The organism is Peribacillus sp. B2I2, from assembly GCF_041261685.1.
GTDB lineage: Bacteria > Bacillota > Bacilli > Bacillales > DSM-1321 > Peribacillus.
The window spans coordinates 1,672,811-1,697,399 of sequence record NZ_JBGCCB010000001.1; the positions used below are offsets into that span (position 1 = coordinate 1,672,811).

The window sequence follows — 24,589 nt, forward strand, 5'->3', positions numbered from 1 at the left end:
CGAAAATAATGGCTAATAGAATTTTAATTGTGGACGATGCAGCATTTATGAGAATGATGATAAAGGATATCCTTTCTAAAAATGGTTTTGAAATAGTAGGGGAAGCAGCGGATGGTGCCCAAGCAGTGGAAAAATATAAAGAAACGCATCCGGATCTTGTAACGATGGATATTACTATGCCTGAAATGGATGGAATTACAGCATTAAAGGAAATTAAAAAGGTAAATCCTCAAGCGAAGGTCATTATGTGTTCAGCAATGGGGCAACAAGCCATGGTCATTGATGCAATCCAGGCGGGCGCAAAAGACTTTATCGTGAAGCCATTCCAGGCAGACCGGGTGTTGGAAGCCATAAATAAAGCATTAAGTTAAGAGGGTGTCTTCATATTGTTTTTTATTAAAAAATGGCTTCAGGCCACACTGCTGATAGCAGTAATCTTTTCAGGGGCCATACAGGCCCATGCAGAAGATCTTGAAAAAACGGTGAAGGATGTTTATGAACAGCCAGATGATTTAAAAGTGGATAAGGATGAATCAAAAGACTCGCAATCTACCAACCAGGCTACGAATCCAAATAAAGTGGGGATAACTGTTTGGGAGTTTCTGAGGATGATTTTTGCTACCATTTTTGTAGTTGCGCTTCTATATATCCTATTAAAGTTCATCAATAAAAAAAGTAAATCGTATCAAAAGGCAAATTCAGTGGAGAATTTAGGCGGTACGAGCCTTGGCGCAAATCGTTCTGTCCAGCTTGTTAAAGTCGGCGGGCGAATATTGGTGATCGGGGTTGGCGAAAATATTCAACTCTTGAAAGAAATAGATAATCCTGAGGAATATGAGCAGCTTTTGAAAGATTACAACGATAAGATGGATCAAATGATCCAGCCTGGAGAATTTGCAATTAAGGTGAAACATAAGTTGTTGAAGAAAAGAGAACCCGAAACCGCAAGTTTCTCTACAGAGTTCAAAAATCAACTCGATCAAATGTCTGATAGCAGGAAGAAGCTGTTAAATGAGCTTGAAAGGAAAGGGAGAGACAATGAATGAGTTCATGGAGTTTTTTAATAACAGTGATCCCACTAATGTCTCTACTTCCGTCAAACTTGTTCTTCTAATGACCGTTTTATCGCTGGCTCCAAGCATATTAATCTTGATGACCTGTTTTACAAGAATCATCATTGTCCTGAGTTTTGTGAGAACGTCGCTAGCTACACAGCAGATGCCGCCGAATCAGGTGTTGGTCGGCCTGGCTCTTTTCATGACATTCTTCATAATGGCACCGACTTTTCAGGAAGTGAATGAAAAGGCATTAACCCCGTTATTTAATGAAGAAATAGATTTAGAAGAGGCATATGTACAGGCCTCGATACCTTTTAAGCAATTCATGAGTGCCCATACTAGGCAAAAGGATTTGGAGTTATTCTTGGAGTATGCCAAGGTTGATAAGCCGGAAACGATACAGGACATTCCCTTGACTGCCTTTGTACCAGCTTTTGCAATCAGTGAAATCAACACAGCTTTTCAAATAGGTTTTATGATTTTCATTCCATTTTTGGTTATTGATATGGTCGTTGCAAGTGTCTTGATGTCGATGGGTATGATGATGTTGCCGCCGGTCATGATTTCACTGCCATTTAAAATCCTCCTTTTCATTCTTGTTGACGGATGGTATTTAGTAGTGAAGTCATTATTACAGAGTTTTTAAGCAGGTGAGAAAAAATGAGTGCAGAGTTTGTTGTTGATGTAGCAGAAAAAGGAATTTATATGGTATTGATTATCGCAGGCCCATTGATGGTAATCGCTCTTATTGTAGGGCTATTAGTAAGCATCTTTCAGGCGACTACACAGATTCAGGAACAAACCTTGGCTTTTGTTCCAAAAATCGTGGCCGTCTTATTGGGTCTCATACTATTGGCTCCATGGATGCTGAGCCATCTATTATCATATGCAAATGAAATATTCGGTAATCTGAATCGATTTGTAGGGTAGGGCATGGAGGAATTATTTCCGCACTTTCCCGCCTTTTTATTAATTGTGGTCAGGGTCACTACGTTTTTTGTGGCTATGCCGATTTTTTCGTACCGTTCAATACCGGTACAACATCGAGTGGGGCTTGGGGTCTTCCTTGCCTGGATCATGTACTTTACCATTGAAGCCCCGATTCTGGACTTGGATGTCACATTTTATTTATTAATCATAAAGGAAGCAGTTGTTGGGCTCTTCATTGGGTTTGCTGCCTATATGATTTTATCGGCCGTTCAAATCGCTGGAGGATTGATTGATTTTCAAATGGGTTTTTCAATTGCCAATGTCATCGATCCCCAAACTGGGGTACAAAGCCCGTTGATGGGACAATATCTTTATACAATCGCTTTATTATTCCTATTGAGTACTAACGGCCATCATTTGCTTTTGGACGGAATCTTTTATAGTTATCAGTTCATCCCGATTGACCAATTATTTGTACCATTCGGAAATAATACACTGATAGAATATTTGGCCAAAGCTTTCAGCAAAGCTTTCATGATTGCTTTTCAAATGTCCATACCTGTAGTGGGAAGTATTTTCTTAGTGGATGTCACTCTAGGGATCCTTGCTAGGACAGTCCCTCAATTAAATGTGTTCGTTGTCGGAATTCCAGTGAAAATCATAGCCGGCTTAGCGGTTATCGTACTGGTGATGGGGATGATGATGACGGTTGTCACCCAACTCTTCAATTTCTTGCTTTTGACTATGCGTCAACTAATGCAGTTGATCGGAGGCGTTTAATATGGAGAGGTTCCAGCTGGATTTACAGTTTTTCGCTGGTGAGAAGACCGAAAAGGCGACTCCAAAAAAACGTCAGGATTCGAAGAAAAAAGGTCAGGTGGCAAAGAGTCAGGATGTAAATACCTCTGTTAATTTAATTGCCGTGCTTTCAGTGCTACTGCTTATGGGACCTTACATGTATAATCACCTGCTTGGTCTCATGAAAGAATATCTGCAGCATTTTACCTTGACTGGATTCAGCGAGGAGAATATACAAATTATCATGATTGATGTTTTAAAGGAGATGGGTCTTATTCTTGGACCGGTTTTTACGGCAGCGATAGTGGCTGGAGTATTGGCTAATGTCATGCAAATCGGTTTTTTGTTTTCGACTGAATCCATTCAGTTCAAACTTGAAAAATTGGATCCCATTAAAGGGTTCAAACGAATTTTTTCAATGAGGGCCATTGTTGAATTATTGAAATCCATTCTTAAAATATCATTTGTTGGTTTTGTTGCCTTTTATGTACTTTGGCAGCGCATGGACGAAATTATGATTTTATCACAGATTTCTGTGGAAGCAGCGATGGCAACATTGGCGGATATTACGATTAAAGTAGGATTTTATGCTGCCATGGCTTTATTGTTCATTGCTCTTTTGGACTATTTGTATCAAAAATATGACTTTGAAAAAAACATCCGGATGTCCAAACAGGATATTAAGGATGAATATAAAAATTCCGAAGGGGACCCTCTTATCAAATCCAAGATTAAGCAAAAGCAAAGGCAGATGGCCGCTCAAAGAATGATGCAGGAAATTCCCAATGCGGATGTCGTAATCACTAACCCGACGCATTTTGCAATTGCTTTAAAATACGATGAAGATAAGGCAGAGGCTCCGTACGTAGTGGCAAAAGGCGTTGATTTTGTTGCTCAGAAAATTAAATTCATTGCTAAAGAAAACGATGTGATCATGGTGGAAAATCGGCCTTTGGCCAGGTCTTTATATGATCAAGCTGAATTAGGCCAGGCAATACCTGAGGAGTTCTTTAAGGCGGTCGCTGAAATACTGGCCTTTGTATATAAAACCAAAGGTAAACTGTAAAGAAGTATTAGGGTAACCCGTTAGTTAGGAGAGAAAAAACATGCGAGCAAGAGATTTGGTTGTTATATCGAGCGTCATCATGATCGTTGCCATGTTGGTCATTCCATTGCCAACATGGTTGTTAAGTATTTTACTCCTTTTAAATATCTCTCTTGCGCTGCTGGTTCTATTGACTACGATGAATATGAAAGAACCTCTCGAATTTTCAATCTTTCCTTCCTTGCTCCTTTTACTGACATTGTTCAGGCTGGGGTTGAATGTTTCGACGACTCGTGCCATTTTGACCTATGGTGATGCTGGAGGAGTTGTAGAAACCTTTGGATCGTTTGTAGTCGGAGGTAACGTGCTTGTGGGATTAGTTGTATTCATCATTTTGGTCATCATCAATTTCATCGTCATCACGAAAGGATCCGAACGGGTCTCGGAGGTAGCGGCAAGGTTTACACTGGATGCGATGCCAGGGAAACAGATGGCCATTGATGCAGATTTAAATGCTGGGATGATCTCCGAAAACGAAGCACGTGCCAGAAGGGAAAAAATTAGTAACGAAGCAGACTTTTATGGATCCATGGATGGAGCGAGTAAGTTTGTTAAAGGGGATGCCATAGCGGGCATCATCATAGTCATCATTAACTTGATTTTCGGTATGATCATTGGCGTCATGCAATTGGACATGAGTTTTGGAGAGTCCGCCGTACATTTTTCCATGTTATCGGTTGGTGACGGAATCGTGAGTCAGGTACCTGCCTTATTGATTTCCACAGCTACGGGAATAGTCGTAACCCGGGCAGCCTCGAATGGAAACCTCGGTGCGGATATTGTTGAACAGTTATTTCAATTTCCTAAAATGCTTTACCTGACAGCAGCGACCATTTTCCTTTTAGGGTTATTCACGCCCATTTCCGACTTATTCACCTTACCGATTGCTGCTTTATTAGTCGTTGGCGGGTATTCGATTTCAAGGATACCGCAGCAGGATGAAAGGGAAATACTAGAAATGGAAGAAGTGCTGGAAACCGATGAAATGAAAAGTCCAGAAAGCGTCGTTAACCTTTTAAATGTCGACCCGATCGAATTTGAGTTTGGATATGGATTGATTCCGCTTGCGGATGCCAATCAAGGTGGAGACCTACTGGACCGAGTCGTCATGATTCGCAGGCAGCTTGCAATTGAATTGGGGCTCGTGATCCCTGTCGTCAGAATACGTGATAACATTCAGTTGAATCCTAATGAGTATCGGCTGAAAATTAAGGGAAGTGTCATGGCAAAGGGGGAATTGCTCCTTAATCATTTCTTGGCCATGAGTCCAGGGATTGAGGATGATTCAATAGAAGGAATCGATACGATAGAGCCGTCCTTCGGTTTACCCGCCAAATGGATCACGGATGATATGAAAGAACATGCCGAGATGATGGGATATACAGTTGTAGACCCGCCAAGTGTAGTATCCACACACTTGACGGAAGTCATAAAGGCCAATGCACAGGAACTACTGGGCAGGCAGGAAACGAAACAATTAATCGATCATCTCCATGAATCCTCACCTATCCTAGTAGAGGAAGTCACTCCGAATCCGTTGTCTATAGGAGATGTACAAAAGGTATTGGCAAAATTATTGAAGGAAAAAGTTTCTATAAGGAACTTACCGATCATTTTCGAAACACTTGCTGATTATGGCAAGTTATCGACTGACACAGACTTGCTTACTGAGTATGTAAGACAGAATTTAGCTAGACAGATTACGAATTCTTTTATTACGGATGAAAATAGAATTAAAGTCATAACATTATCGGGCAAAGTGGAAAAGACCATCGCGGATGGTGTACAGCAAACCGAACATGGTAACTTTTTATCATTGGATCCAACTATATCGCAATCCATATTGGAGGCAATTGCAGCCAAATTGGAAGAGTTGACGTTAATGGATCACCAACCGATCTTACTCTGCTCTCCAGCAGTAAGGATGTATGTACGGCAATTAACTGAACGTTATTTTCCCAATGTACCGATTCTTTCATACAATGAACTCGAATCGAATGTAGAAGTACAAAGTGTAGGGGTGGTGAATGTCGATTGAAGGTAAAGAAATATTTGGCACCATCTATGAACGAGGCGATGAAGCGAATAAGGGGTGAACTAGGCAGTGATGCGGTCATCTTAAGTGCAAAGGCTGTATATAATGGTGGTTTCCTAGGTTTATTCAAAAAGAGGAATATTGAAGTGATTGCAGCCATAGACCCGGTTTCCCAGCCTATCCAAATGAAAATCAAACAGAAATCGAAAAAGTTGCCAGCGAAACCGGAAGTGGCAAGTCATGCCACTGATACGAATGAAGGTAATAGGGAAAGTGCTGATTTATTAACAGAAATCGAAGGTTTGAAAGATATGATCAAGAGTTTACAAATCTATTCACCTGATAGAAAATATCCAGGGAAACTGCAAAAAATCCACGATTACCTAACAGAGCAGGAAGTGGATATATCACTTCGGTCTCAAATCATGGATGAACTATTTGAGAAATGGTTCGTTTTCAAACAACAATCTACAGATGAAGAGGTTCAAGTTTGGTTGGAAGAAGCCATGTTCGGGATTTTGGAAAAGGTTGAAAACGGAAAACCTGGGCTGCAAAAAAAGTATATTAATATTGTTGGTCCAACAGGTGTGGGAAAGACGACAACCCTTGCAAAAGTAGCTGCGGAAACCATGTTGAAGCATGATAAAAAGGTGGCTTTCATTACGACGGATACGTACAGGATTGCTGCAATAGATCAGCTTAAGACATATGCAAAGATTTTAAACGTTCCAATTGAAGTCGCTTATAATTTGGAAGATTTCAAAAGGGCAACTGAACGTTTCTCCCATTATGATTATGTTTTTATTGATACGGCCGGGAGAAATTTCCGTAACCCTCAATACGTTAAGGATCTTAATGAAATCATCCATTTTACAGCTGAGATGGAAACCTATTTAGTTTTGTCATTAACCTCTAAACAAAAGGATATGGAAGATATTTATCGACAGTTTGCTACGATACCGATTAAACAGGTCATTTTTACAAAAGCGGACGAAACTTCCACTTTCGGGGCTATATTCAATTTTATACACACTCATGAAGTAGGAGCCGCTTTTATAACAGATGGACAGAATGTGCCAGACGATATTGAAATAGCTACATCATCACAGTTATTGAAAATGATTTTTGGGGCTAAAAAATATGAAAGATCAAGCTGAGAACTTACGAAGACGATTGGAAGCCCGCCAAAATCAATCAATGGCCAGGACGATTTCCGTTTTAAGCGGTAAAGGTGGGGTGGGAAAATCAAACTTTTCTTTGAACTTTTCCATTGCTTTATCCCAAAGGGGGAAAAGGGTCCTGTTGTTCGACATGGATATCGGTATGGGGAATATTGATATTTTGATTGGGGGACAATCTCCTTGCAGTATTATTGATTTCTTTGAAAATGATTATAGTTTGAATGATATCATTACGACCGGACCGGGGAATATTTCAATCATTACAGGTGGAACAGGATTGAAGAATCTCTTTGCGTTTAATGAAGATTCGTATACCCGTTTTAATGAAGAATTCAGTTTGTTGTTGGCAAACTACGATTATATTTTATTTGATATGGGTGCAGGTATCACACAGGATTCTATGAAATTCCTTTTATGTGTGGATGAATGGGTCGTTATCACGACGCCTGAACCTACTTCTATCATGGATGCATACTCCACGATTAAATATATTCATTCCGTAAATAAAGAGATTCCACTGTTCCTTGTTTGCAATAGGGTTTTCACTAGCAAGGATGGCAAAAAAACGATTAATCGTCTCCAAAATGCACTGATGAAATTTTTGGGTCTGGAAACGGTTGCTCTAGGGTTCTTACCAGACGATAGAACAGTATCAAAATCTGTTTCCAAACAAATGCCCTTTATCCTTTTCGATTCTGAAGCCGATGTATCCAAAGCTATTTTGGACATTGCATCGAGATATGCGAATCATTCATTTGGGGAAGAATTGACTTTACAAAAAAGCGGTTTTCTCCGAAATATGAAGAGATATTTTCTAGGAAAGTAGGTCTCCTTACATGGGTAAAGTAAAAGTGCTGATAGTGGATGATTCTGCGTTTATGAGAAAGTTAATTTCAGAGTTTTTAGCAGAAGATAGCAGGGTTGAGGTCATCGGGACTGCCAGGAATGGGAGAGATGCCTTAGATAAAATAAAGTCTTTAAAACCCGATGTCGTGACTTTGGATGTGGAAATGCCGGTTATGGACGGATTGGAAGCATTAAACCGGATCATGAATGAATGTCCAACAGCTGTAGTCATGTTGTCAAGCACAACGAAAGAAGGAACGGAAAATACATTTGCTGCCATGAACAATGGGGCCTTTGACTTTGTGGCTAAACCCTCAGGTGCCATTTCATTGGATTTACATAAGATCAAGAAAGAACTCCATGAAAAAGTTATGGCAGCCAGCAGGGCAAATGTTCACAAACTACAAAAAAATGCAATAAATATGGAAATAAGTCCATTAGTCTGGGGAAAATATAGTAAAATAGATTCAAAAGAATTGATTAAAATTGAAAAAAATGAAAAAACATGGTCCTATGGAAACAGGAAGGTAATAGTCATTGGTACATCTACAGGAGGTCCAAGAGCTCTGCAGACCGTCTTGACGGAACTTCCAGAAGAAATTGATGCGCCCATACTCATTGTTCAGCATATGCCCCCCGGTTTTACAAAAACCTTGGCAACACGCCTGAATTCATTATGCAAGATTAAAGTGAAGGAAGCTGAAGAGGGTGAACTGATCCAAAAAGGTGTCGCCTACATCGCACCTGGAGGTTTTCACTTGAAAGTGAGGAAAGTCGGAATGAGCTGGGCAGTCCTTTTGGATCAATCCGAATTGCGTAATGGACATCGCCCGTCAGTTGATGTGCTATTTGAGTCGGTAAGTGAAATGAATGATCTTGCGAAAATAGCCGTTATCATGACCGGAATGGGAATGGATGGGTCGCTAGGGCTTACTAAGCTGAAACAAGAGGGTCCTTTAAAAGCGATAGCCGAATCTCAGGAGACATCAATCGTTTTTGGTATGCCGAAAGCCGCAATCAATACCAATTTAATAGATAGCATAGAGGATGTAGAAAAAATAGCTAAAGCGATAATAAGCTATTTTTAACACATGGAGGTGGGATTGTATGGATATGAACCAGTATTTAGAGGTATTTATAGAAGAAAGTAAAGAACATTTACAAATGTGCAGCGAACAGATGCTGGTACTCGAAAAGAACCCGGAAGACATCTCGATTGTCAACGAAATCTTTCGTTCCGCCCATACCCTAAAAGGGATGTCGGCAACAATGGGGTATGAGGACTTAGCCAATTTAACCCATAAGATGGAGAATGTTTTGGATGCGATCCGAAACAGTCAAATCATTCTTACGCCTGAATTGTTCGATGTGTTATTTTTAGCTGTTGATGATTTAGAGGCGATGGTCATGTCCATTGCTGAAGGTGGAGATGGAAAAAGAAATGTGAAGAGTGTTGTCCGCCAGCTGGAATTGATTGAAAATGGGGAGTCACCCGTGTCTACCTCCATTGCAGAAGTTGCAGCTTCTGTCGCTCTTGAAAAGGAGGAAATGATTGCGGGAGAGTACGATGAATTTGAATGGACAGTACTTCAGCAGTCCAATGATCAAGGCTTCAACAGCTTTGAAATTTCGATAGGTTTGCGTGAGGACTGTCTTTTAAAAGCTGCCCGGGTTTTTATGGTATTCGAGGTGCTTGAAAAATCAGGTGAAGTAATCAAGTCACACCCACCCGTAGAGCTTTTGGAAGAAGAACAGTTCGATCAGCAATTTACTGTCACCATGGTAACAACAGAGTCGAGTGAAGTGATAAAGAAAAAAATCATGAAGGTATCTGAAGTGGATCACGTTGTTATAAATACCCTTGACCTTGAAGGCTTGCGACATGCTGCCAATGTTAAAGTGGATAAAGTTGCTGAAGTTCAGGAACAAGAGACTAATCATGCAGTGCTTCCAACTGATATTAATGAGAAGAAAAAACAGTCACCCGCTAAGCCGGCATCAAGCAAGACCATTCGGGTGAACATTGAGCGGCTTGATATACTAATGAACTTATTCGAGGAACTTGTAATCGATAGAGGCAGACTTGATCAAATTTCAAGTGATTTGGATAATCAGGAATTGCATGAAACAGTCGAAAGAATGTCCCGTATAACAAGTGATTTACAAACAATCGTATTGAATATGCGGATGGTGCCAGTGGAAACGGTATTCAATCGTTTTCCTAAAATGGTTCGTCAATTAGCAAGGGATTTAAACAAGAAAGTCGATTTGGAAATCATCGGAGCTGAAACGGAACTTGATCGTACAGTCATTGATGAAATCGGTGATCCTCTCGTCCATTTATTAAGGAACGCCATGGATCATGGGATTGAAACACCTGAAGAACGTCTGGCAAAAGGAAAGGTTGAAGAAGGTAAAATCCTTTTAAAAGCATATCACAGCGGCAATCATGTTTTCATTGAAATCGATGATGACGGTGCAGGCATCAATAAAGAGCGGGTCTTGAACAAGGCGCTATCCAATGGGATATTAACTAAGGAAACTGCCGCCACCCTCTCGGATAAGTAAATCTATGAATTGATATTCGCTTCAGGTTTCTCAACAGCGGAAACCATATCGGATGTTTCAGGGCGCGGTGTAGGGCTGGATGTAGTTAAAAATACTATTGAGTCTCTCGGTGGAACTGTCACGATCGATTCCAAGGAGAATGAAGGTTCCATCTTCCTTATTCAGCTTCCGCTTACATTGTCCATTATTTCTGTCATGCTGGTTGCAATCCAAAATGAAAAATATGCGATACCGCTTTCTTCTATTATAGAAACGGCAATCATAAAAAAAGAAGATATCATGAATGCCCATAATCAACAAGTTATTGACTTCAGGGGGAAAGTTCTACCACTGCTGTTCCTGAAAGATATATTTGAAGTGCCTTTCAGCCAGGAAGATGAAGAGTTCCTCTCCGTGGTCATTGTAAGAAAAGGCGATAAATTAGCGGGATTGGTCGTTGATTCATTTATCGGGCAGCTGGAAATCGTATTGAAATCACTAGGTAATTATTTAACAACTGCATTTGCAATATCGGGGGCAACGATTCTTGGTGATGGCCAAGTTGCCTTAATCATAGATTGCAACACATTGATTCATTGAATAATAGATAACTAGGGCAGGGTGATGGGAAGTTGGTTCATAATTTCGTATATAGTTTTGCTTTAAGAGTAACCTGTCATCATGAGTTTTTTTAGAGGAGGGGAATGAGATGTCGCAGGATATGAAAGTAATCGTATTTCAAATTAAGGATAAAGAATATGCCATTCCAGTGGATAAGGTAAGCGGTATCGAAAAGCTTCTTCATATTACCAGAGTTCCAAAGGCTGCACTGTTTGTTAAGGGAGTCATAAATTTAAGGGGTGTAATCACTCCAATTATTGATTTACGGGTCCGTTTTGGTTTCGAAGAGGTGGAATACGATGGTTCAACACGGATCATCATTGTCATTCTGGATGATATGGAAGTGGGATTAATAGTGGACTCTGCCAATGATGTTTTGGATATTCCAGTGGATAGTATCGAGCCGCAGCCTGAAGTTGTGGGACATGTGGCTTCAGAATACATTAGCGGGGTGGCTAAAATTGAAAAGCGTCTGCTCGTCCTAATTAATTTGAAAAAGGCTTTGAGTCTAGAAATGACTGAAAATATATTAAGAGAAGGATAATCATATGTCGTTCATTGAGAAAATCAATCCTCTTCAACTCGATATTTTGAAGGAAATTGGCAATATAGGTGCAGGGAACGCAGCAACGGCGCTTTCTGCCATCCTAAATAGGAAAATTGATATGAATGTTCCTAATGTCCAAATCGTTTCCTTTGATGAAATGATGGTAATGGCCGGCGGGGCCGATCACGTCGTTGCCAGTGTTTTCCTTAGAATAGAAGGGGATGCTTCCGGGAGTATGTTTTTTGTCCTATCGCTTCCAGTAGCTGAATACTTGATTCGTCAGCTGACTGGTGTTGAAACCTTTTTGATAGATTCCACACCTTATAATGAATTGGCACTCTCCTGCCTTGAGGAATTAGGGAATATTTTATCGGGATCCTATCTCTCATCACTCTCTGATTTCACCCGATTGAATATCTATCCATCCGTTCCGTCATTGAGTATCGATATGGTCGGGGCATCGATCAGTTATGGATTATTGGGATTATCTCAAGTAAGTGACGCAGCCATTGTCATTGATACTGTACTTGAAAAAGACCAGCTATTTGCTGAATCCATTAATGGTCATTTCTTTCTCTTACCCGATCCCGATTTTTTTGATATCATTTTTTCCGCTTTAGGAGTGTCACCTAATGACTGAACTGTTAAAGGTCAAGGTTATTAAGGTTGGAATAGCGGATATGAATATTATAAAAACTCCCTATTCGATTCGTACTTCTGGGTTGGGGTCGTGTGTTGGTGTTGTGATTTATGATAAAAAAAAAGAAATTGCAGGTTTGGCCCACATCATGCTGCCTGACTCTTCACTTGCTAAATCGGGACAGATAAACGTTGCCAAATTTGCAGATACGGCGATAAAGGAATTAGTGCAGCTCTTAGTACAAGAAGGCGCGAGAATGCGATTCCTAAAAGCGAAGTTGGCTGGAGGTGCGCAAATGTTTCAATTTGCCTCCGGAGGGGATTTATTGAGAATAGGACCCCGGAATGTTGAAGCTGTCCGGAAAGAGTTATCTGACTTGCACATTCGAGTCGTTGCCGAAGATGTAGGCGGGAATTTCGGGAGAACGATCGAATTCAATTTGAAAGATTGTTTGCTAAATATACGGACCGTTACTAAAGGGACAAAAAACATATAGGAACGTATCAGGCTTTTCTTAAAAAAAGAACAGCCAAAACTCTGAAAGTTACACTGCAATCGAATTATTGTTTTTTTATGGCCTTTAAGGGCCGTTTTGATTACAAAACGTATACAATGTTAGGAGGATGTCCAATGTCTCATCTTACCACCGAAGAAGAGCAGTTATGTTGGAAAAATTGGGTTGGTTGCAGAGATCCGCTGGCCGGGGACATTTTGGTTAAGAAATACATCCCACTCGTATCGTATCATGTTCAACGCATTTCAGTGAGTCTTCCTAAAAATGTGAGTCGAGATGATATAAGGAGTTTAGGGATGATGGGGTTATTCGATGCCCTGGAACGTTTTGATACGAAGCGTGACCTGAAGTTTGATACATATGCCTCATTTAGAATTCGTGGTGCTATTTTAGATGGATTAAGAAAAGAGGATTGGCTTCCACGGAGTGCAAGAGATAAAGCCAAGAAAATTGAATCTGCAATAGAAAAGTTAGAGCAGCAATACATGAGGAACCTTTCTCCAAACGAGATTGCAGCTGAATTGAATATCCCGGAAGAGGAAGTATATGCTGCATTAAATGAGAATTTCTTTGCCAATGTACTATCAATGGATGAAAATCCCCAAGAACAAGACGATAAAGAAAGCACGAATTTTCATATTAAAGATGAAAAAGCGGATTTACCTGAGGAACATGTGTTAAGGGAAGAACTGTATGTGGAATTAGCCCAAGTCATAGAAACCCTTAATGAAAAGGAACAGTTGGTTTTACAGCTTTTTTATAAAGAGGAACTAACATTGACCGAAATTGGACAAGTGATGAGTCTATCTACGTCCCGGATTTCCCAGATTCACTCGAAAGCGATATATAAATTAAGAAACGCGATGAATGATCAAAAGTTGAACTAGAAGTACAGTTCAAATTCATCCTCATATGGAAATCCAATGAAAACACACTTTCGCTCGGTTTTGTTCGATGATTGGAAATGAAAAAGGGTTTTCAAAGGAAGTTGGGTAGCCTATGAGCTTAAAACCGATTGAGATGTACTTCCACGAATCCAGGGTGCAAAAGCATCCACGCCCATTTTCATGAAAAAGAAGGAAATGCAAACAGGCGCCAGTCTCCAAAAAAATATAAACAAAAAGTAATCAAGAAAAAAACAACAGTGAAAAAAGATCCCCAACCGAGGGTTGAATATTCCGGTTAATTAGGAGGCAACATGTCAGTATTTTTTATGTTTCTGTTGTTTGTATTAAATATATTCACCATTTTTGCCATCATCGTTTTATATCTTCGACAAAATCGTTTAAGTCAGCTGGAAAAAGATCAAAAGGCAATCATTGGTGAAATGGAACAACTTATGTCTGGTTATTTGATGGAAATGAAAGAGGACAACGAGACAATGGTAAAGGCATTCACCAATTCGGTTGCAATGAATCCCGAGTATGGATAAAAAAGTCAAGAACATGGGTCAATAAAAGAAACCATGGAAGATAAAGAAGTAAAACAAGAGCAAAACATGCTGCAAGCATTTAAAGAGGGAAGTCGTACCGCCTCTAAAAAGCAGGCGATCACCGCCTACAAAATAATGCCTGAAGAACAAGATGACAATTCTTTACCCGTAAAAGTTGAAGACAAATTAGAGCTTTCATCAGCAGCCACTTCCCTTCCAAACGAAGGGAAACGGACTGGTAAAGAATTTTCGGACATGTTACAGGCCTCGGTAAATGCGCGAACATTAAATGAACAAGTGGATATGTTAGCGGATCAAGGTCATTCAATTGAAGAAATCGCCAAAAAGTTAGGTCGCGGTCAAACGGAAATAGAGCTATTACTAAAGTTTCGCATGAATAGATAAATATTTCTTGATTGAGCAGAATCATTATGGTATATTATGAAATGGTGTTAATACACACGCCCCGTGATTCTTGCAGATGGTGCTGTTTCGACAGTTTCTGTATGAAAATGATCGGTGCGGAGGAAAAACAAAACCATTTAGGAGGAAATAAAATGTCAGTCATTTCTATGAAACAATTGCTTGAAGCTGGTGTGCATTTCGGACACCAAACACGTCGCTGGAACCCGAAAATGAAGAAATATATCTTCACTGAGCGTAACGGCATCTACATCATCGACCTTCAAAAAACAGTTAAAAAGGTTGAAGAAGCTTATAACTTCGTGAAAGAACTAGCTGCTAACGGTGGAACTGTTCTTTTCGTTGGTACTAAAAAACAAGCTCAAGAATCTGTTAAAGAAGAAGCTATCCGTTCTGGTATGTACTATGTAAACCAACGCTGGTTAGGTGGAACTTTAACAAACTTTGAAACAATCCAAAAACGTATTACTCGTCTTAAAGATATCGAAAAAATGGAAGCAAACGGAACTTTCGAAGTCCTTCCTAAAAAAGAAGTTATCCAACTTAAAAAAGAATGGGATCGCTTAGAGAAATTCTTAGGCGGAATTAAAGATATGAAGACTCTTCCAGATGCGATCTTCGTTATCGACCCTCGCAAAGAGCGTATTGCTGTTGCGGAAGCACACAAATTACACATTCCACTTGTTGGTATCGTTGATACAAACTGTGATCCGGATGAAATCGATGTAGTCATTCCTGCGAATGACGATGCAATCCGTGCTGTTAAATTATTAACAGGTAAAATGGCAGATGCTATCTTAGAAGCTAAACAAGGCGAAGAAACAGCAACTGAAACAACTACTGCTTAATAAGTAAAAAAGGTTGCTTATTCAGTAAGAAAAAAAGGTGATAAGAGGATAATGCCTTTTATCCCTTTTTTTTGCACTAAATAAGCATACATAAATCACTGTACGGAATGTTTTTTTAAAAGGTATGGTCGATTTTCGAGGTTAGAAAGTCATCAGGTATTGAGTTCAGTCAAATTGACTGAATAAGTGGATTGTTTTTCTGGAATATTGCCAAGGCTCGTAATTATTCTTTGATGATAACAAGTATTTTTTGGCAATAATGGGTAAAGATTGAATAAACTGCATTTAATTTGAGGAGGATATATATTATGGCAATCACTGCACAATTAGTTAAAGAATTGCGTGAAAAAACTGGTGCTGGTATGATGGACTGTAAAAAGGCACTTGTACAAACAGAAGGCGATATGGAAAAAGCAATCGATTTCCTACGTGAAAAAGGAATTGCAAAAGCTGCTAATAAAGGCGACCGTATTGCTGCTGAAGGTTTAACTTCTATCGTTGTAGAAGGAAACCAAGCGGTTATTCTTGAAGTGAACTCAGAAACTGATTTCGTTGCTAAAAACGAAGGCTTCCAAGCACTTGTTAAAGAATTGGCTGCATTCCTTCTTGCTAACAAACCTGAAAGCGTTGAAGTTGCTCTTGAGCAAACAATGGAAAATGGTGCAAAAGTTGCAGATCATATTAATGCTGCAGTTGCTAAAATCGGGGAAAAATTAACTCTTCGCCGCTTCCAAGTCGTTACTAAAACAGATAACGACGCATTTGGTGCATACCTTCACATGGGTGGACGTATCAGCGTACTATCAGTTCTTGAAGGTACAACTGACGAAGATGCAGCTAAAGGCGTTTCAATGCATATCGCTGCAATTAACCCAAAATATATCTCTCGCGACCAAGTCGATGCTAGCGAATTAGATCGCGAACGCGAAGTTCTTACTCAACAAGCGCTTAACGAAGGCAAGCCGGAAAAAATCGTTGCAAAAATGGTTGAAGGCCGTATCAATAAATTCTACGAAGAAATCTGTGTAAACGAACAAGCTTTCGTTAAAAACCCAGATCAAAAAGTGGGACAATTCGTAGAATCAAAAGGCGGAAAAATCCAATCATTCGTTCGTTATGAAGTAGGGGAAGGTCTTGAAAAACGTCAAGAAAACTTTGCTGAAGAAGTAATGAACCAAGTTAAAAAAGACTAATTGTCAGATAATTAATAATAGGGAACACTCTGGTGTTCCCTATTTTTTGAAATGTCATGAATTTTTGGTAGTATTGCAAGAAAGCATGATGAACGAACGAAAAGATTACATAGTTGGAGGTTCTCATGAGTAACGCTAAATATAAACGTGTCGTTCTAAAACTAAGTGGCGAAGCATTAGCCGGTGAAGAAGGATTTGGAATTAACCCTGCAGTAATTAAATCTATTGCTGAACAAGTCAAGGAAGTGGCTGAGCTTGATGTGGAAGTGGCTGTCGTTGTCGGCGGCGGAAACATTTGGCGCGGGAAAATAGGCAGTGAAATGGGTATGGATCGTGCTAATGCCGATTATATGGGTATGCTTGCTACAGTCATGAACTCATTGGCATTACAAGACAGCCTTGATCAGCTTGGAATTGAAACGCGCGTTCAAACTTCCATTGAGATGAGACAAGTTGCAGAACCATATATCAGACGCCGTGCAATCAGGCATCTAGAGAAAAAAAGAGTGGTGATTTTTGCAGCTGGTACAGGTAATCCATACTTTTCGACGGATACCACTGCCGCACTGCGCGCTGCTGAAATTGAAGCTGATGTCATCTTGATGGCGAAGAATAATGTGGATGGCGTTTACAATGCAGATCCGGTTAAGGACAAAAATGCAGTGAAGTATGATGAACTTTCCTATCTTGATGTGATTAAAGAAGGATTGGAAGTAATGGATTCGACTGCGTCCTCATTATGCATGGACAATGATATACCATTGATTGTCTTCTCGATTATGGAAAAAGGTAATATTAAACGAGCCGTTCTAGGCGAAACGCTTGGAACTATTGTAAGGGGGAAATAAAAGATGCCGAAACAAGTTATTTCGAATGCGAAAACGAAAATGGAAAAAGCCATTGGAGCGTACACACGTGAATTAGCCAGCATCCGTGCCGGAAGGGCAAATGCCTCATTGCTTGATAGAATCTCGATTGATTATTATGGTTCGCCGACACCAGTTAATCAGGTGGCTGGTATTTCTGTCCCGGAAGCAAGACTTTTGGTCATTCAACCATATGATAAGACAGTATTAGGTGAAATTGAAAAGGCGATTTTGAAATCGGATTTAGGCTTAAATCCTTCTAATGATGGATCGATCATCAGGATAGCCATCCCGGCTTTAACTGAAGAACGCAGAAAAGAGCTTGTGAAAGTTGTCAAAAAAGAAGCGGAAGAAGCAAAAATAGCTGTCCGTAATGTGCGTCGCGATGCTAATGATGATTTGAAAAAGCTTGAAAAAAATGGTGAAATCACTGAAGATGATTTACGTGGCTATGCTGATGACATCCAAAAGATGACAGATGGCAATATCACGAAAATCGATGAGATTACAAAAGATAAAGAAAAAGAAATTTTGGAAGTATAATTTCCATTTAAGAATTTTTTAAATAAGAGGGCCGAATCCATACAGGGTCATGTCTTGGTTCTAACATATAGGTGTGCTTAAAAGAGAAAACTGTTATAATAAGGTTTCTCCGATAATGATTACTCCTTGAGTTAGTATGTTGCATGCAAACGTTGGAGGTGGTCCTTTTTTTGCATTTTTCATTGTAATCATAACCGGTTTTAGAATAAAAGAAGTAATGATTTCTCCCTTTCTAGCTTCTAATGAAGAAATAATTTTCATAATAATAATATGAGAACGAGTTTTTTTTTGATATTATAATATAGATTCTTTTTAAGCGGCAGAAAGCTTGATATACATAGTGCACGAAAACTTTGCCTTTGTAGAGAGATAAGTACAACCTGATGGGGGACTAACATATGTATTCACTTTGGAAGCGTTTCGTTAATAAAGATGCTTCTTCCGATGTAACAAATAGGATTCAGCATATTAAACAGTTTGATGTTCCTCAGCATATCGCCATCATAATGGATGGAAACGGCCGTTGGGCCAAAAAGCGTGCATTGCCACGTGTGGCGGGTCATCATGAAGGAATGAAAACCGTTCGTAAAATTACGAAAGTTGCCAATAAATTAGGGGTCAAAACTTTGACAGTCTATGCGTTTTCCACTGAAAACTGGAAACGTCCGAAAAGTGAAGTCGACTTTTTGATGAAGCTTCCCCAGGAATTTCTTGGGACATTTTTACCTGAGCTCATTTCCGAAAATGTAAGAGTTGAAACGATCGGGGACATATCACTCATTCCTGCACATACTCAAAATGCCGTTAAACGGGCAATGGAAGATACGAAGGATAATGATGGGATGATTCTGAATTTTGCCCTTAACTATGGAAGCCGTGGGGAGATTGTATCTGCAGTGAATAGCATCATTCAAGATGCTAAGAATGGTATAGTAAAGGAAAATGTAACTGAGGAAATGCTATCCAGTTATCTGATGACCAAACATTTGTCGGATCCGGATTTACTGATCCGTACAAGCGGTGAAATCCGTTTGAGTAATTTCATGCTTTGGCAGGCGGCTTATACTGAGCTTTGGTTTACAGAGGTGCTATGGCCGGATTTTAGTGAAGAGCATTTATTGCAGGCAGTTGAGGAGTATCAAAAACGTTCACGAAGATTCGGTGGCGTTTAATGTAGAAGGCGAGGAAAATGGAATAATGAAACAACGAATTATTACGGCGGTCGTAGTTGCCGCTATCTTCATTCCACTAGTCATTTTAGGGGGCATTCCCTTTTTACTGACGGTTTATCTGTTGGGGTCCATTGGTTTGTATGAACTGATGAAAATGAAAAATTTACGTGTACTATCTTTTGAAGCATTTCTTTCTCACATATTATTGTGGGTACTTTTATTGCCTAATGAACATACCGCTTTTTTAGCGGAAATAAATTACGATAAAGTGCAAGTCTTCTTAATCGGGGTATTGCTGCTATTACTTTATACAGTCGTTTCAAAAAACCGTTTTACTTTTGATGATGCAGGATTTTTAGTGATTTCGGTCCTATACCTGGGAATGGGTTTCTACTACCTATTCGAAACACGTGACTCTTTAGGGTTGGGTCTTATCTATATCTTGCTTACATTATTTACGATCTGGGCAACCGATTCCGGAGCATACTTCATAGGTAAATCACTTGGTAAAAGAAAGCTATGGCCAGAAATAAGTCCAAACAAGACGGTTGAAGGATTTATCGGCGGGTTATGTTCCGCGATGGTAGTGGGTGTGCTATTTTACGCCTTCTCCAGTCTTGACTACACATTATTACAATTATTATTGATTTCATTGATCATTGGGGTATTCGGCCAATTGGGCGACCTCGTCCAATCGGCGTATAAACGTCATTATGGGGTTAAGGATTCCGGGAAGCTTCTCCCGGGACACGGTGGAATTTTGGACAGGCTTGATAGCGTGATATTCATTTTACCGATTTTGCATTTATTGCATGTTTTATAATATAAATATAGGCAAGTGTTTAATGAATTAGGAGATGAGCAATTTGAAAAATATCAGCCTTTTGGGCGCGACAGGTTCGATTGGTCAACAAACAGCGGATGTGGTAAGGTCCCATCCCGATCAATTCAAGATAGTGGCGCTTTCTGCTGGAAAGAATATAGAATTGGTCAGGGCCTATATACAAGAGTTTGAACCGAAACTAGTTTCAGTCCAGACTGAAGAAGATTATCATGTTTTGAAAAGTGAATTCTTCAGCCGCAAGGATATCGAGTTCATGTATGGCGATGAGGGATTGACTGCTGTTGCTGTGTTTGATCAAGCGACGATATTGGTCAATGCCGTCATCGGAAGCGTGGGCCTTTATCCGACACTTCAAGCAATAAAGGCTAAAAAGGATATTGCTATCGCCAACAAGGAAACTTTGGTAACGGCAGGTCATTTGGTTATAAGTGAAGCTAAAAAGGCGGGGGTTAGATTGCTGCCGGTTGATAGTGAGCATTCCGCTATTTTTCAGGCATTGCAGGGTGAAAGGGAAAAAAATATAGAACGTCTTGTCATCACTGCTTCAGGAGGCAGTTTTCGCGATCGGACCAGGGAAGAATTGAAGGGTGTAACGGTGGAAGAGGCGCTGAACCATCCGAACTGGTCAATGGGAGCGAAAATCACGATCGATTCAGCTTCAATGATGAATAAGGGTTTGGAAGTGATTGAGGCCCACTGGCTATTCGATCTTCCATACGATAAAATTGATGTATTGCTACATAAGGAGAGCGTCATCCATTCCATGGTTGAGTTTCATGACTCCAGCGTGATAGCGCAACTGGGTTCACCGGATATGCGAGTGCCGATACAATATGCACTTACTTATCCAGACCGTATGCCGCTAGAAGGGCGTAAACGCCTGAACCTTGCTGAAGCGGGCAAACTGCATTTTAGCGATATGGATTTCAACAGATATCCTTGTTTGCAATTCGCCTATAAAGCGGGTAAAATGGGCGGAACGATGACTACCGTATTGAATGCCGCCAATGAAGCGGCAGTTTCTGCGTTCTTATCTGGAAAGGTATCCTTCCTTGAAATTGAAACGTTAATTGAAAAAGCGCTGAATCAGCATTCTGTCATAGCCCTTCCTGATTTAGAAACGATTCAGGAAGTGGATAATATGACTAGGCAGTTTATAGAATCTTTAGTGAAAGATAGGTGACCGGAACATGCAGACTTTAGAAACGATTATAGCGTTCATCATCATTTTTGGCGCTCTTGTATTTTTCCATGAGCTTGGACACTTAGTATTCGCAAAGCGTGCCGGAATTTTATGCCGTGAGTTCGCAATAGGTTTCGGGCCAAAAGTATTCACATATAAAAAGAAGGAAACCGTTTATACCATTCGATTGCTTCCATTGGGCGGATATGTGCGTATGGCTGGTGAAGACGCAGAAAATATCGAATTGAAGCCCGGCTATCGAGTAGGATTAATGTTTGATAATGAAGAGAATGTTACAAAAATCATTTTGAACAACAAAGATAAATATCCTGATATTCGTATTGTGGAAGTTGAAGTGATCGACCTTGATCATAAACTTATCCTTACTGGTTATGAAGAGGGCGAGGAAGCTACATTAAAAACGTTTACCATTCATAAAGAAGCGGTAATCGTTGAAAATGGTGTGGAGAACCAGATTGCTCCATTTGACCGGCAATTTGCCTCAAAGTCGCTTGGGCATCGTTTTCTTACGATTATAGCTGGTCCGGCAATGAACTTCGTTTTGGCTTTTGTCATTTTTGTGTTGATCGGCTTGTTTCAAGGAGTCGTGGTGGATGAAGCGAAACTTGGTGAGTTGACTCCAGATGGTTCGGCTGTAAATGCCGGTTTAAAATCTGGGGATGTCATTCAATCCATAGAAGGGACGGAAGTGTCTTCTTGGGGGGATGTTCAGGAAAGCATTCAAAAGAACCCCGGACAAGAGATCGAGTTTGTCGTTGACAGGGACGGGAAAACATTAGAAGTGCCGGTTGTTCCACAAGAAGTGGAGAGGGAAGGTAAGAAAATCGGGATTATCGGTGTTTACCCTCCAGTTGAAAAAGCACCGATTAAAGCCATACAATATGGTTTTACAGAAACGTATTTTTGGACAAAACAAATCTTCATCATCCTTGGTGACCTCGTAACGGGTGGATTTACGATTGACAGTCTATCCGGTCCTGTAGGAATATATAAATCAACTGAAGAAGTAGCGAAACAAGGTTTATTTACTTTAATGAAATGGGCAGGGCTGCTCAGCATTAACCTGGGAATCATGAACCTGCTGCCGCTACCGGCATTGGATGGAGGAAGATTGTTATTCTTTGTGGTCGAATTCTTAAGAGGGAAACCGATCGATCGCCAAAAAGAAGGAATGGTTCACTTCATCGGCTTTGCATTGCTGATGTTATTGATGATTGTCGTTACATGGAATGACATTCAGCGATTCTTCTTATAAGACATGTTTGGGTAAGTAAACAGGCCAGCAGATTTTTCTGTTGGCTGTTTCTTTTCTGAAGAAAGAAAGTCATTTCCTAGTTTTTTAACGGTTTTGGGGAAATAGTTTGTTTTCTAGGGAAATCGTAAGTATAATCGAGAATGAGTATATTAAATTAGCTTTTCTGAATAACGCAGAAAGTCTTTTTTGTATGATATGACCGTAATCATGCTGCGGTATGAATCTTACCGTAGAAGAGTTAAATTAAAAGGAAATATTGAAGAGGTGCAGATATGAAACAAAGTATGACGTTGATCCCTACATTGAGAGAAGTGCCTGCGGATGCTGAAATCAAAAGTCATCAGCTTCTATTACGTGCAGGATTTATGAGACAAAACTCCAGCGGGGTTTATAGTTTTATGCCGCTTGGAAAAAGGGTGCTTCAAAAGGTTGAAGCGATCGTTCGGGAAGAGATGGAGAATGCTGGCGCAGTAGAACTATTGATGCCGGCTCTACAACAAGCCGAATTCTGGCAGGAATCTGGACGCTGGTACACCTATGGTCCAGAGTTGATGCGCCTTAGGGACCGCAACAACCGTGAATTTGCGCTTGGTGCCACACATGAAGAAGTGATTACCAGCTTAGTTCGTGATGAAGTGAAATCCTACAAGCGTCTTCCTTTAACGGTTTACCAAATCCAAACCAAATTCCGTGATGAAAAAAGACCACGTTTCGGATTGTTGCGTGGACGTGAGTTCATCATGAAGGATGCTTATTCCTTCCATGCCAATCAAGAAAGTTTGGATGCTGTTTATAAAAATTTATATGCGGCATATTCAAATATATTTAGCCGTTGTGGGTTGGACTTCCGTGCCGTCATTGCCGATTCGGGGGCGATGGGCGGAAAGGATACACATGAATTCATGGTCCTATCTGAAATAGGGGAAGATACCATTGCCTATTCTGATACTTCCGATTATGCAGCAAATATTGAAATGGCACCGGTGAGTGTAATATATGAAAAAAGCTCCGAAGCACAAATCGCACTTGAAAAAATTCATACACCTGGTCAAAAATCGATTGAAGAAGTGGCTTCATTCTTAAATACCGAAGCAGAGAAACTGATCAAATCGTTATTGTTCAAAGTGGATGAAAAGTATGTGCTTGTATTGGTACGAGGAGATCATGAAGTCAATGATATCAAGCTGAAGAATTTCTATAACGCTTCAATCGTTGAATTGGTCGATCCAAATGAGACGAAAGAAGTCCTAGGATGTACAATTGGATCTCTTGGACCAATCAATGTCACTTCTGAAGTGGAAGTGATTGCCGATGTTGCCGTCGAAGCAATGGTTAATGGTATCTGTGGTGCAAATGATGAAGACCATCATTATGTGAACGTAAATCCCGATCGTGATTTTAACGTGGCTAATTATATAGATCTTCGTTTCATTCAAGAGGGTGACCCATCACCGGACGGAAACGGAAAAATTAAATTTGCCAAAGGGATTGAGGTTGGCCATGTATTCAAACTGGGAACTAAATATTCGGAAGCTATGAATGCGACATTCCTGGATGAGAATGGACGGTCGCAGCCTATGATCATGGGCTGTTATGGTATTGGTGTTTCCCGTACACTTGCAGCTGTAGCTGAACAATTCAACGATGAAAAAGGATTGGTCTGGCCATCGAATTTAGCGCCATACCAAGTTCATTTGATTCCAATCAATATGAAGGATGAGGCTCAGGCTGCGCTGGCAGAAGATTTATATAATGACCTAAAGGCACAAGGCATGGATGTTCTTATGGATGATCGTCAAGAACGTGCTGGCGTAAAATTTGCTGACTCTGACCTGATCGGTCTTCCTGTAAGGGTGACGGTCGGTAAAAAGGCATCCGAGGGTATCGTCGAAGTGAAAATCCGTAAAACGGGTGAGGTTCTTGAAATTGAAAGATCTGAACTAACTCAAAAACTTCACGAAATACTAGGATAAATTATAAATTTAAA

Annotated in this window: 26 protein-coding genes and 1 pseudogene; 26 read left to right on the forward strand and 1 reads right to left on the reverse strand. The window is 40.2% G+C overall.

Features of this window, described 5'->3' with window-relative positions; genetic code table 11:
* Positions 1-8 precede the first annotated feature (8 nt).
* From ABIE66_RS08510 to frr, 21 genes and pseudogenes are all read left to right on the forward strand, one after another.
* Positions 9-371 (forward strand): chemotaxis protein CheY, encoded by a 363-nt coding sequence (locus ABIE66_RS08510; RefSeq protein ID WP_063231856.1) that lies wholly within the window; start codon positions 9-11, stop codon positions 369-371.
* Between the two features lie 15 nt (positions 372-386).
* A complete protein-coding gene (locus ABIE66_RS08515) occupies positions 387-1,046 on the forward strand; it encodes a flagellar biosynthetic protein FliO (protein WP_370014407.1) in 660 nt (219 codons plus the stop codon).
* On the forward strand, positions 1,039-1,704 hold the full coding sequence (fliP, locus tag ABIE66_RS08520) for a flagellar type III secretion system pore protein FliP (protein ID WP_370017002.1): 666 nt from the start codon (positions 1,039-1,041) through the stop codon (positions 1,702-1,704). Before ABIE66_RS08515 ends, fliP begins: the two co-directional genes overlap by 8 nt.
* A gap of 14 nt (positions 1,705-1,718) precedes the next feature.
* Positions 1,719-1,988, forward strand: coding sequence for a flagellar biosynthesis protein FliQ (fliQ, locus tag ABIE66_RS08525; protein WP_289324398.1), 270 nt, complete (start codon positions 1,719-1,721; stop codon positions 1,986-1,988).
* A gap of 3 nt (positions 1,989-1,991) precedes the next feature.
* The gene (gene fliR, locus ABIE66_RS08530) at positions 1,992-2,768 is read left to right on the forward strand and encodes a flagellar biosynthetic protein FliR (protein WP_289324399.1); all 777 of its coding nucleotides are present in this window, start codon (positions 1,992-1,994) and stop codon (positions 2,766-2,768) included.
* 1 nt (position 2,769) lies between these two features.
* Positions 2,770-3,852 carry a flagellar biosynthesis protein FlhB gene (gene flhB / locus ABIE66_RS08535; protein WP_370014408.1) on the forward strand — a complete coding sequence of 361 codons (1,083 nt, stop codon included), beginning with the start codon at positions 2,770-2,772 and terminating at the stop codon, positions 3,850-3,852.
* Positions 3,853-3,892: 40 nt separating this feature from the next.
* Positions 3,893-5,929, forward strand: coding sequence for a flagellar biosynthesis protein FlhA (flhA, locus tag ABIE66_RS08540; RefSeq protein WP_370014409.1), 2,037 nt, complete (start codon positions 3,893-3,895; stop codon positions 5,927-5,929).
* Positions 5,926-7,083, forward strand: a complete 1,158-nt coding sequence (gene flhF / locus ABIE66_RS08545) for a flagellar biosynthesis GTPase FlhF (protein ID WP_289324402.1) — start codon at positions 5,926-5,928, stop codon at positions 7,081-7,083. The genes flhA and flhF overlap by 4 nt, the downstream gene beginning before the upstream one ends.
* Complete coding sequence (locus ABIE66_RS08550; RefSeq protein ID WP_289324403.1) at positions 7,067-7,933, forward strand: MinD/ParA family protein; 867 nt, start codon at positions 7,067-7,069, stop codon at positions 7,931-7,933. Before flhF ends, ABIE66_RS08550 begins: the two co-directional genes overlap by 17 nt.
* A gap of 10 nt (positions 7,934-7,943) precedes the next feature.
* Entirely contained in the window at positions 7,944-9,041 is a 1,098-nt protein-coding gene (locus ABIE66_RS08555; protein ID WP_289324404.1) for a protein-glutamate methylesterase/protein-glutamine glutaminase, read from the forward strand.
* Between the two features lie 19 nt (positions 9,042-9,060).
* Positions 9,061-11,100: pseudogene (locus tag ABIE66_RS08560) on the forward strand (chemotaxis protein CheW).
* A 109-nt stretch (positions 11,101-11,209) separates the two neighbouring features.
* Positions 11,210-11,665, forward strand: coding sequence for a chemotaxis protein CheW (locus ABIE66_RS08565; RefSeq protein ID WP_289324406.1), 456 nt, complete (start codon positions 11,210-11,212; stop codon positions 11,663-11,665).
* A 4-nt stretch (positions 11,666-11,669) separates the two neighbouring features.
* Positions 11,670-12,308 (forward strand): chemotaxis protein CheC, encoded by a 639-nt coding sequence (locus ABIE66_RS08570; protein WP_370014410.1) that lies wholly within the window; start codon positions 11,670-11,672, stop codon positions 12,306-12,308.
* On the forward strand, positions 12,301-12,804 hold the full coding sequence (locus tag ABIE66_RS08575; protein WP_370014411.1) for a chemotaxis protein CheD: 504 nt from the start codon (positions 12,301-12,303) through the stop codon (positions 12,802-12,804). Before ABIE66_RS08570 ends, ABIE66_RS08575 begins: the two co-directional genes overlap by 8 nt.
* A 134-nt stretch (positions 12,805-12,938) precedes the next feature.
* Positions 12,939-13,709: a FliA/WhiG family RNA polymerase sigma factor gene (locus tag ABIE66_RS08580; protein WP_370014412.1), complete on the forward strand. Its 771-nt coding sequence runs from the start codon at positions 12,939-12,941 to the stop codon at positions 13,707-13,709.
* 311 nt (positions 13,710-14,020) lie between these two features.
* Positions 14,021-14,254, forward strand: coding sequence for a hypothetical protein (locus ABIE66_RS08585; protein ID WP_370014413.1), 234 nt, complete (start codon positions 14,021-14,023; stop codon positions 14,252-14,254).
* A gap of 33 nt (positions 14,255-14,287) precedes the next feature.
* Positions 14,288-14,659 (forward strand): hypothetical protein, encoded by a 372-nt coding sequence (locus tag ABIE66_RS08590; RefSeq protein WP_370014414.1) that lies wholly within the window; start codon positions 14,288-14,290, stop codon positions 14,657-14,659.
* A 152-nt stretch (positions 14,660-14,811) separates the two neighbouring features.
* The gene (gene rpsB / locus ABIE66_RS08595; RefSeq protein ID WP_056526825.1) at positions 14,812-15,525 is read left to right on the forward strand and encodes a 30S ribosomal protein S2; all 714 of its coding nucleotides are present in this window, start codon (positions 14,812-14,814) and stop codon (positions 15,523-15,525) included.
* Between the two features lie 308 nt (positions 15,526-15,833).
* Positions 15,834-16,718, forward strand: coding sequence for a translation elongation factor Ts (gene tsf / locus ABIE66_RS08600; protein WP_289317137.1), 885 nt, complete (start codon positions 15,834-15,836; stop codon positions 16,716-16,718).
* A gap of 125 nt (positions 16,719-16,843) precedes the next feature.
* A complete protein-coding gene (gene pyrH, locus ABIE66_RS08605) occupies positions 16,844-17,566 on the forward strand; it encodes a UMP kinase (protein ID WP_057913387.1) in 723 nt (240 codons plus the stop codon).
* 3 nt (positions 17,567-17,569) lie between these two features.
* Positions 17,570-18,127 carry a ribosome recycling factor gene (frr, locus tag ABIE66_RS08610; protein ID WP_289317136.1) on the forward strand — a complete coding sequence of 186 codons (558 nt, stop codon included), beginning with the start codon at positions 17,570-17,572 and terminating at the stop codon, positions 18,125-18,127.
* 93 nt (positions 18,128-18,220) lie between these two features.
* Here frr and ABIE66_RS08615 read toward each other — a convergent pair whose 3' ends face one another.
* Entirely contained in the window at positions 18,221-18,388 is a 168-nt protein-coding gene (locus tag ABIE66_RS08615; protein WP_289317135.1) for a hypothetical protein, read from the reverse strand.
* A 137-nt stretch (positions 18,389-18,525) separates the two neighbouring features.
* Between ABIE66_RS08615 and ABIE66_RS08620 the strand changes: the two genes are divergently transcribed.
* The 5 genes from ABIE66_RS08620 (at position 18,526) to ABIE66_RS08640 (ending at position 24,575) form a co-directional block, all read left to right on the forward strand.
* On the forward strand, positions 18,526-19,299 hold the full coding sequence (locus ABIE66_RS08620; RefSeq protein ID WP_289317134.1) for an undecaprenyl pyrophosphate synthase: 774 nt from the start codon (positions 18,526-18,528) through the stop codon (positions 19,297-19,299).
* Positions 19,300-19,324: 25 nt separating this feature from the next.
* A complete protein-coding gene (locus ABIE66_RS08625) occupies positions 19,325-20,122 on the forward strand; it encodes a phosphatidate cytidylyltransferase (protein ID WP_289317133.1) in 798 nt (265 codons plus the stop codon).
* 43 nt (positions 20,123-20,165) lie between these two features.
* Complete coding sequence (dxr, locus tag ABIE66_RS08630; RefSeq protein WP_370014415.1) at positions 20,166-21,326, forward strand: 1-deoxy-D-xylulose-5-phosphate reductoisomerase; 1,161 nt, start codon at positions 20,166-20,168, stop codon at positions 21,324-21,326.
* A 7-nt stretch (positions 21,327-21,333) separates the two neighbouring features.
* Positions 21,334-22,602 (forward strand): RIP metalloprotease RseP, encoded by a 1,269-nt coding sequence (gene rseP, locus ABIE66_RS08635; protein WP_289324412.1) that lies wholly within the window; start codon positions 21,334-21,336, stop codon positions 22,600-22,602.
* A gap of 272 nt (positions 22,603-22,874) precedes the next feature.
* Entirely contained in the window at positions 22,875-24,575 is a 1,701-nt protein-coding gene (locus ABIE66_RS08640) for a proline--tRNA ligase (RefSeq protein WP_289324413.1), read from the forward strand.
* The last annotated feature ends 14 nt before the right edge of the window (positions 24,576-24,589 follow it).

What these genes read in the sequence shown, in the direction of transcription:
- ABIE66_RS08580 (WP_370014412.1), top strand. Translation starts at nt 12,939, where the DNA reads ATGTCTCATCTTACCACCGAAGAAGAGCAGTTATGTTGGAAAAATTGG.
- ABIE66_RS08510 (WP_063231856.1), top strand. Translation starts at nt 9, where the DNA reads ATGGCTAATAGAATTTTAATTGTGGACGATGCAGCATTTATGAGAATG.
- pyrH (WP_057913387.1), top strand. Translation starts at nt 16,844, where the DNA reads ATGAGTAACGCTAAATATAAACGTGTCGTTCTAAAACTAAGTGGCGAA.
- fliP (WP_370017002.1), top strand. Translation starts at nt 1,039, where the DNA reads ATGAATGAGTTCATGGAGTTTTTTAATAACAGTGATCCCACTAATGTC.
- ABIE66_RS08590 (WP_370014414.1), top strand. Translation starts at nt 14,288, where the DNA reads ATGGAAGATAAAGAAGTAAAACAAGAGCAAAACATGCTGCAAGCATTT.
- ABIE66_RS08575 (WP_370014411.1), top strand. Translation starts at nt 12,301, where the DNA reads ATGACTGAACTGTTAAAGGTCAAGGTTATTAAGGTTGGAATAGCGGAT.
- ABIE66_RS08565 (WP_289324406.1), top strand. Translation starts at nt 11,210, where the DNA reads ATGTCGCAGGATATGAAAGTAATCGTATTTCAAATTAAGGATAAAGAA.
- fliQ (WP_289324398.1), top strand. Translation starts at nt 1,719, where the DNA reads ATGAGTGCAGAGTTTGTTGTTGATGTAGCAGAAAAAGGAATTTATATG.
- ABIE66_RS08625 (WP_289317133.1), top strand. Translation starts at nt 19,325, where the DNA reads ATGAAACAACGAATTATTACGGCGGTCGTAGTTGCCGCTATCTTCATT.
- ABIE66_RS08555 (WP_289324404.1), top strand. Translation starts at nt 7,944, where the DNA reads ATGGGTAAAGTAAAAGTGCTGATAGTGGATGATTCTGCGTTTATGAGA.
- ABIE66_RS08585 (WP_370014413.1), top strand. Translation starts at nt 14,021, where the DNA reads ATGTCAGTATTTTTTATGTTTCTGTTGTTTGTATTAAATATATTCACC.
- flhB (WP_370014408.1), top strand. Translation starts at nt 2,770, where the DNA reads ATGGAGAGGTTCCAGCTGGATTTACAGTTTTTCGCTGGTGAGAAGACC.
- ABIE66_RS08640 (WP_289324413.1), top strand. Translation starts at nt 22,875, where the DNA reads ATGAAACAAAGTATGACGTTGATCCCTACATTGAGAGAAGTGCCTGCG.
- tsf (WP_289317137.1), top strand. Translation starts at nt 15,834, where the DNA reads ATGGCAATCACTGCACAATTAGTTAAAGAATTGCGTGAAAAAACTGGT.
- frr (WP_289317136.1), top strand. Translation starts at nt 17,570, where the DNA reads ATGCCGAAACAAGTTATTTCGAATGCGAAAACGAAAATGGAAAAAGCC.
- rpsB (WP_056526825.1), top strand. Translation starts at nt 14,812, where the DNA reads ATGTCAGTCATTTCTATGAAACAATTGCTTGAAGCTGGTGTGCATTTC.
- ABIE66_RS08570 (WP_370014410.1), top strand. Translation starts at nt 11,670, where the DNA reads ATGTCGTTCATTGAGAAAATCAATCCTCTTCAACTCGATATTTTGAAG.
- ABIE66_RS08550 (WP_289324403.1), top strand. Translation starts at nt 7,067, where the DNA reads ATGAAAGATCAAGCTGAGAACTTACGAAGACGATTGGAAGCCCGCCAA.
- rseP (WP_289324412.1), top strand. Translation starts at nt 21,334, where the DNA reads ATGCAGACTTTAGAAACGATTATAGCGTTCATCATCATTTTTGGCGCT.
- ABIE66_RS08615 (WP_289317135.1), bottom strand. Translation starts at nt 18,388, where the DNA reads ATGAAAATTATTTCTTCATTAGAAGCTAGAAAGGGAGAAATCATTACT.
- ABIE66_RS08620 (WP_289317134.1), top strand. Translation starts at nt 18,526, where the DNA reads ATGTATTCACTTTGGAAGCGTTTCGTTAATAAAGATGCTTCTTCCGAT.
- fliR (WP_289324399.1), top strand. Translation starts at nt 1,992, where the DNA reads ATGGAGGAATTATTTCCGCACTTTCCCGCCTTTTTATTAATTGTGGTC.
- flhA (WP_370014409.1), top strand. Translation starts at nt 3,893, where the DNA reads ATGCGAGCAAGAGATTTGGTTGTTATATCGAGCGTCATCATGATCGTT.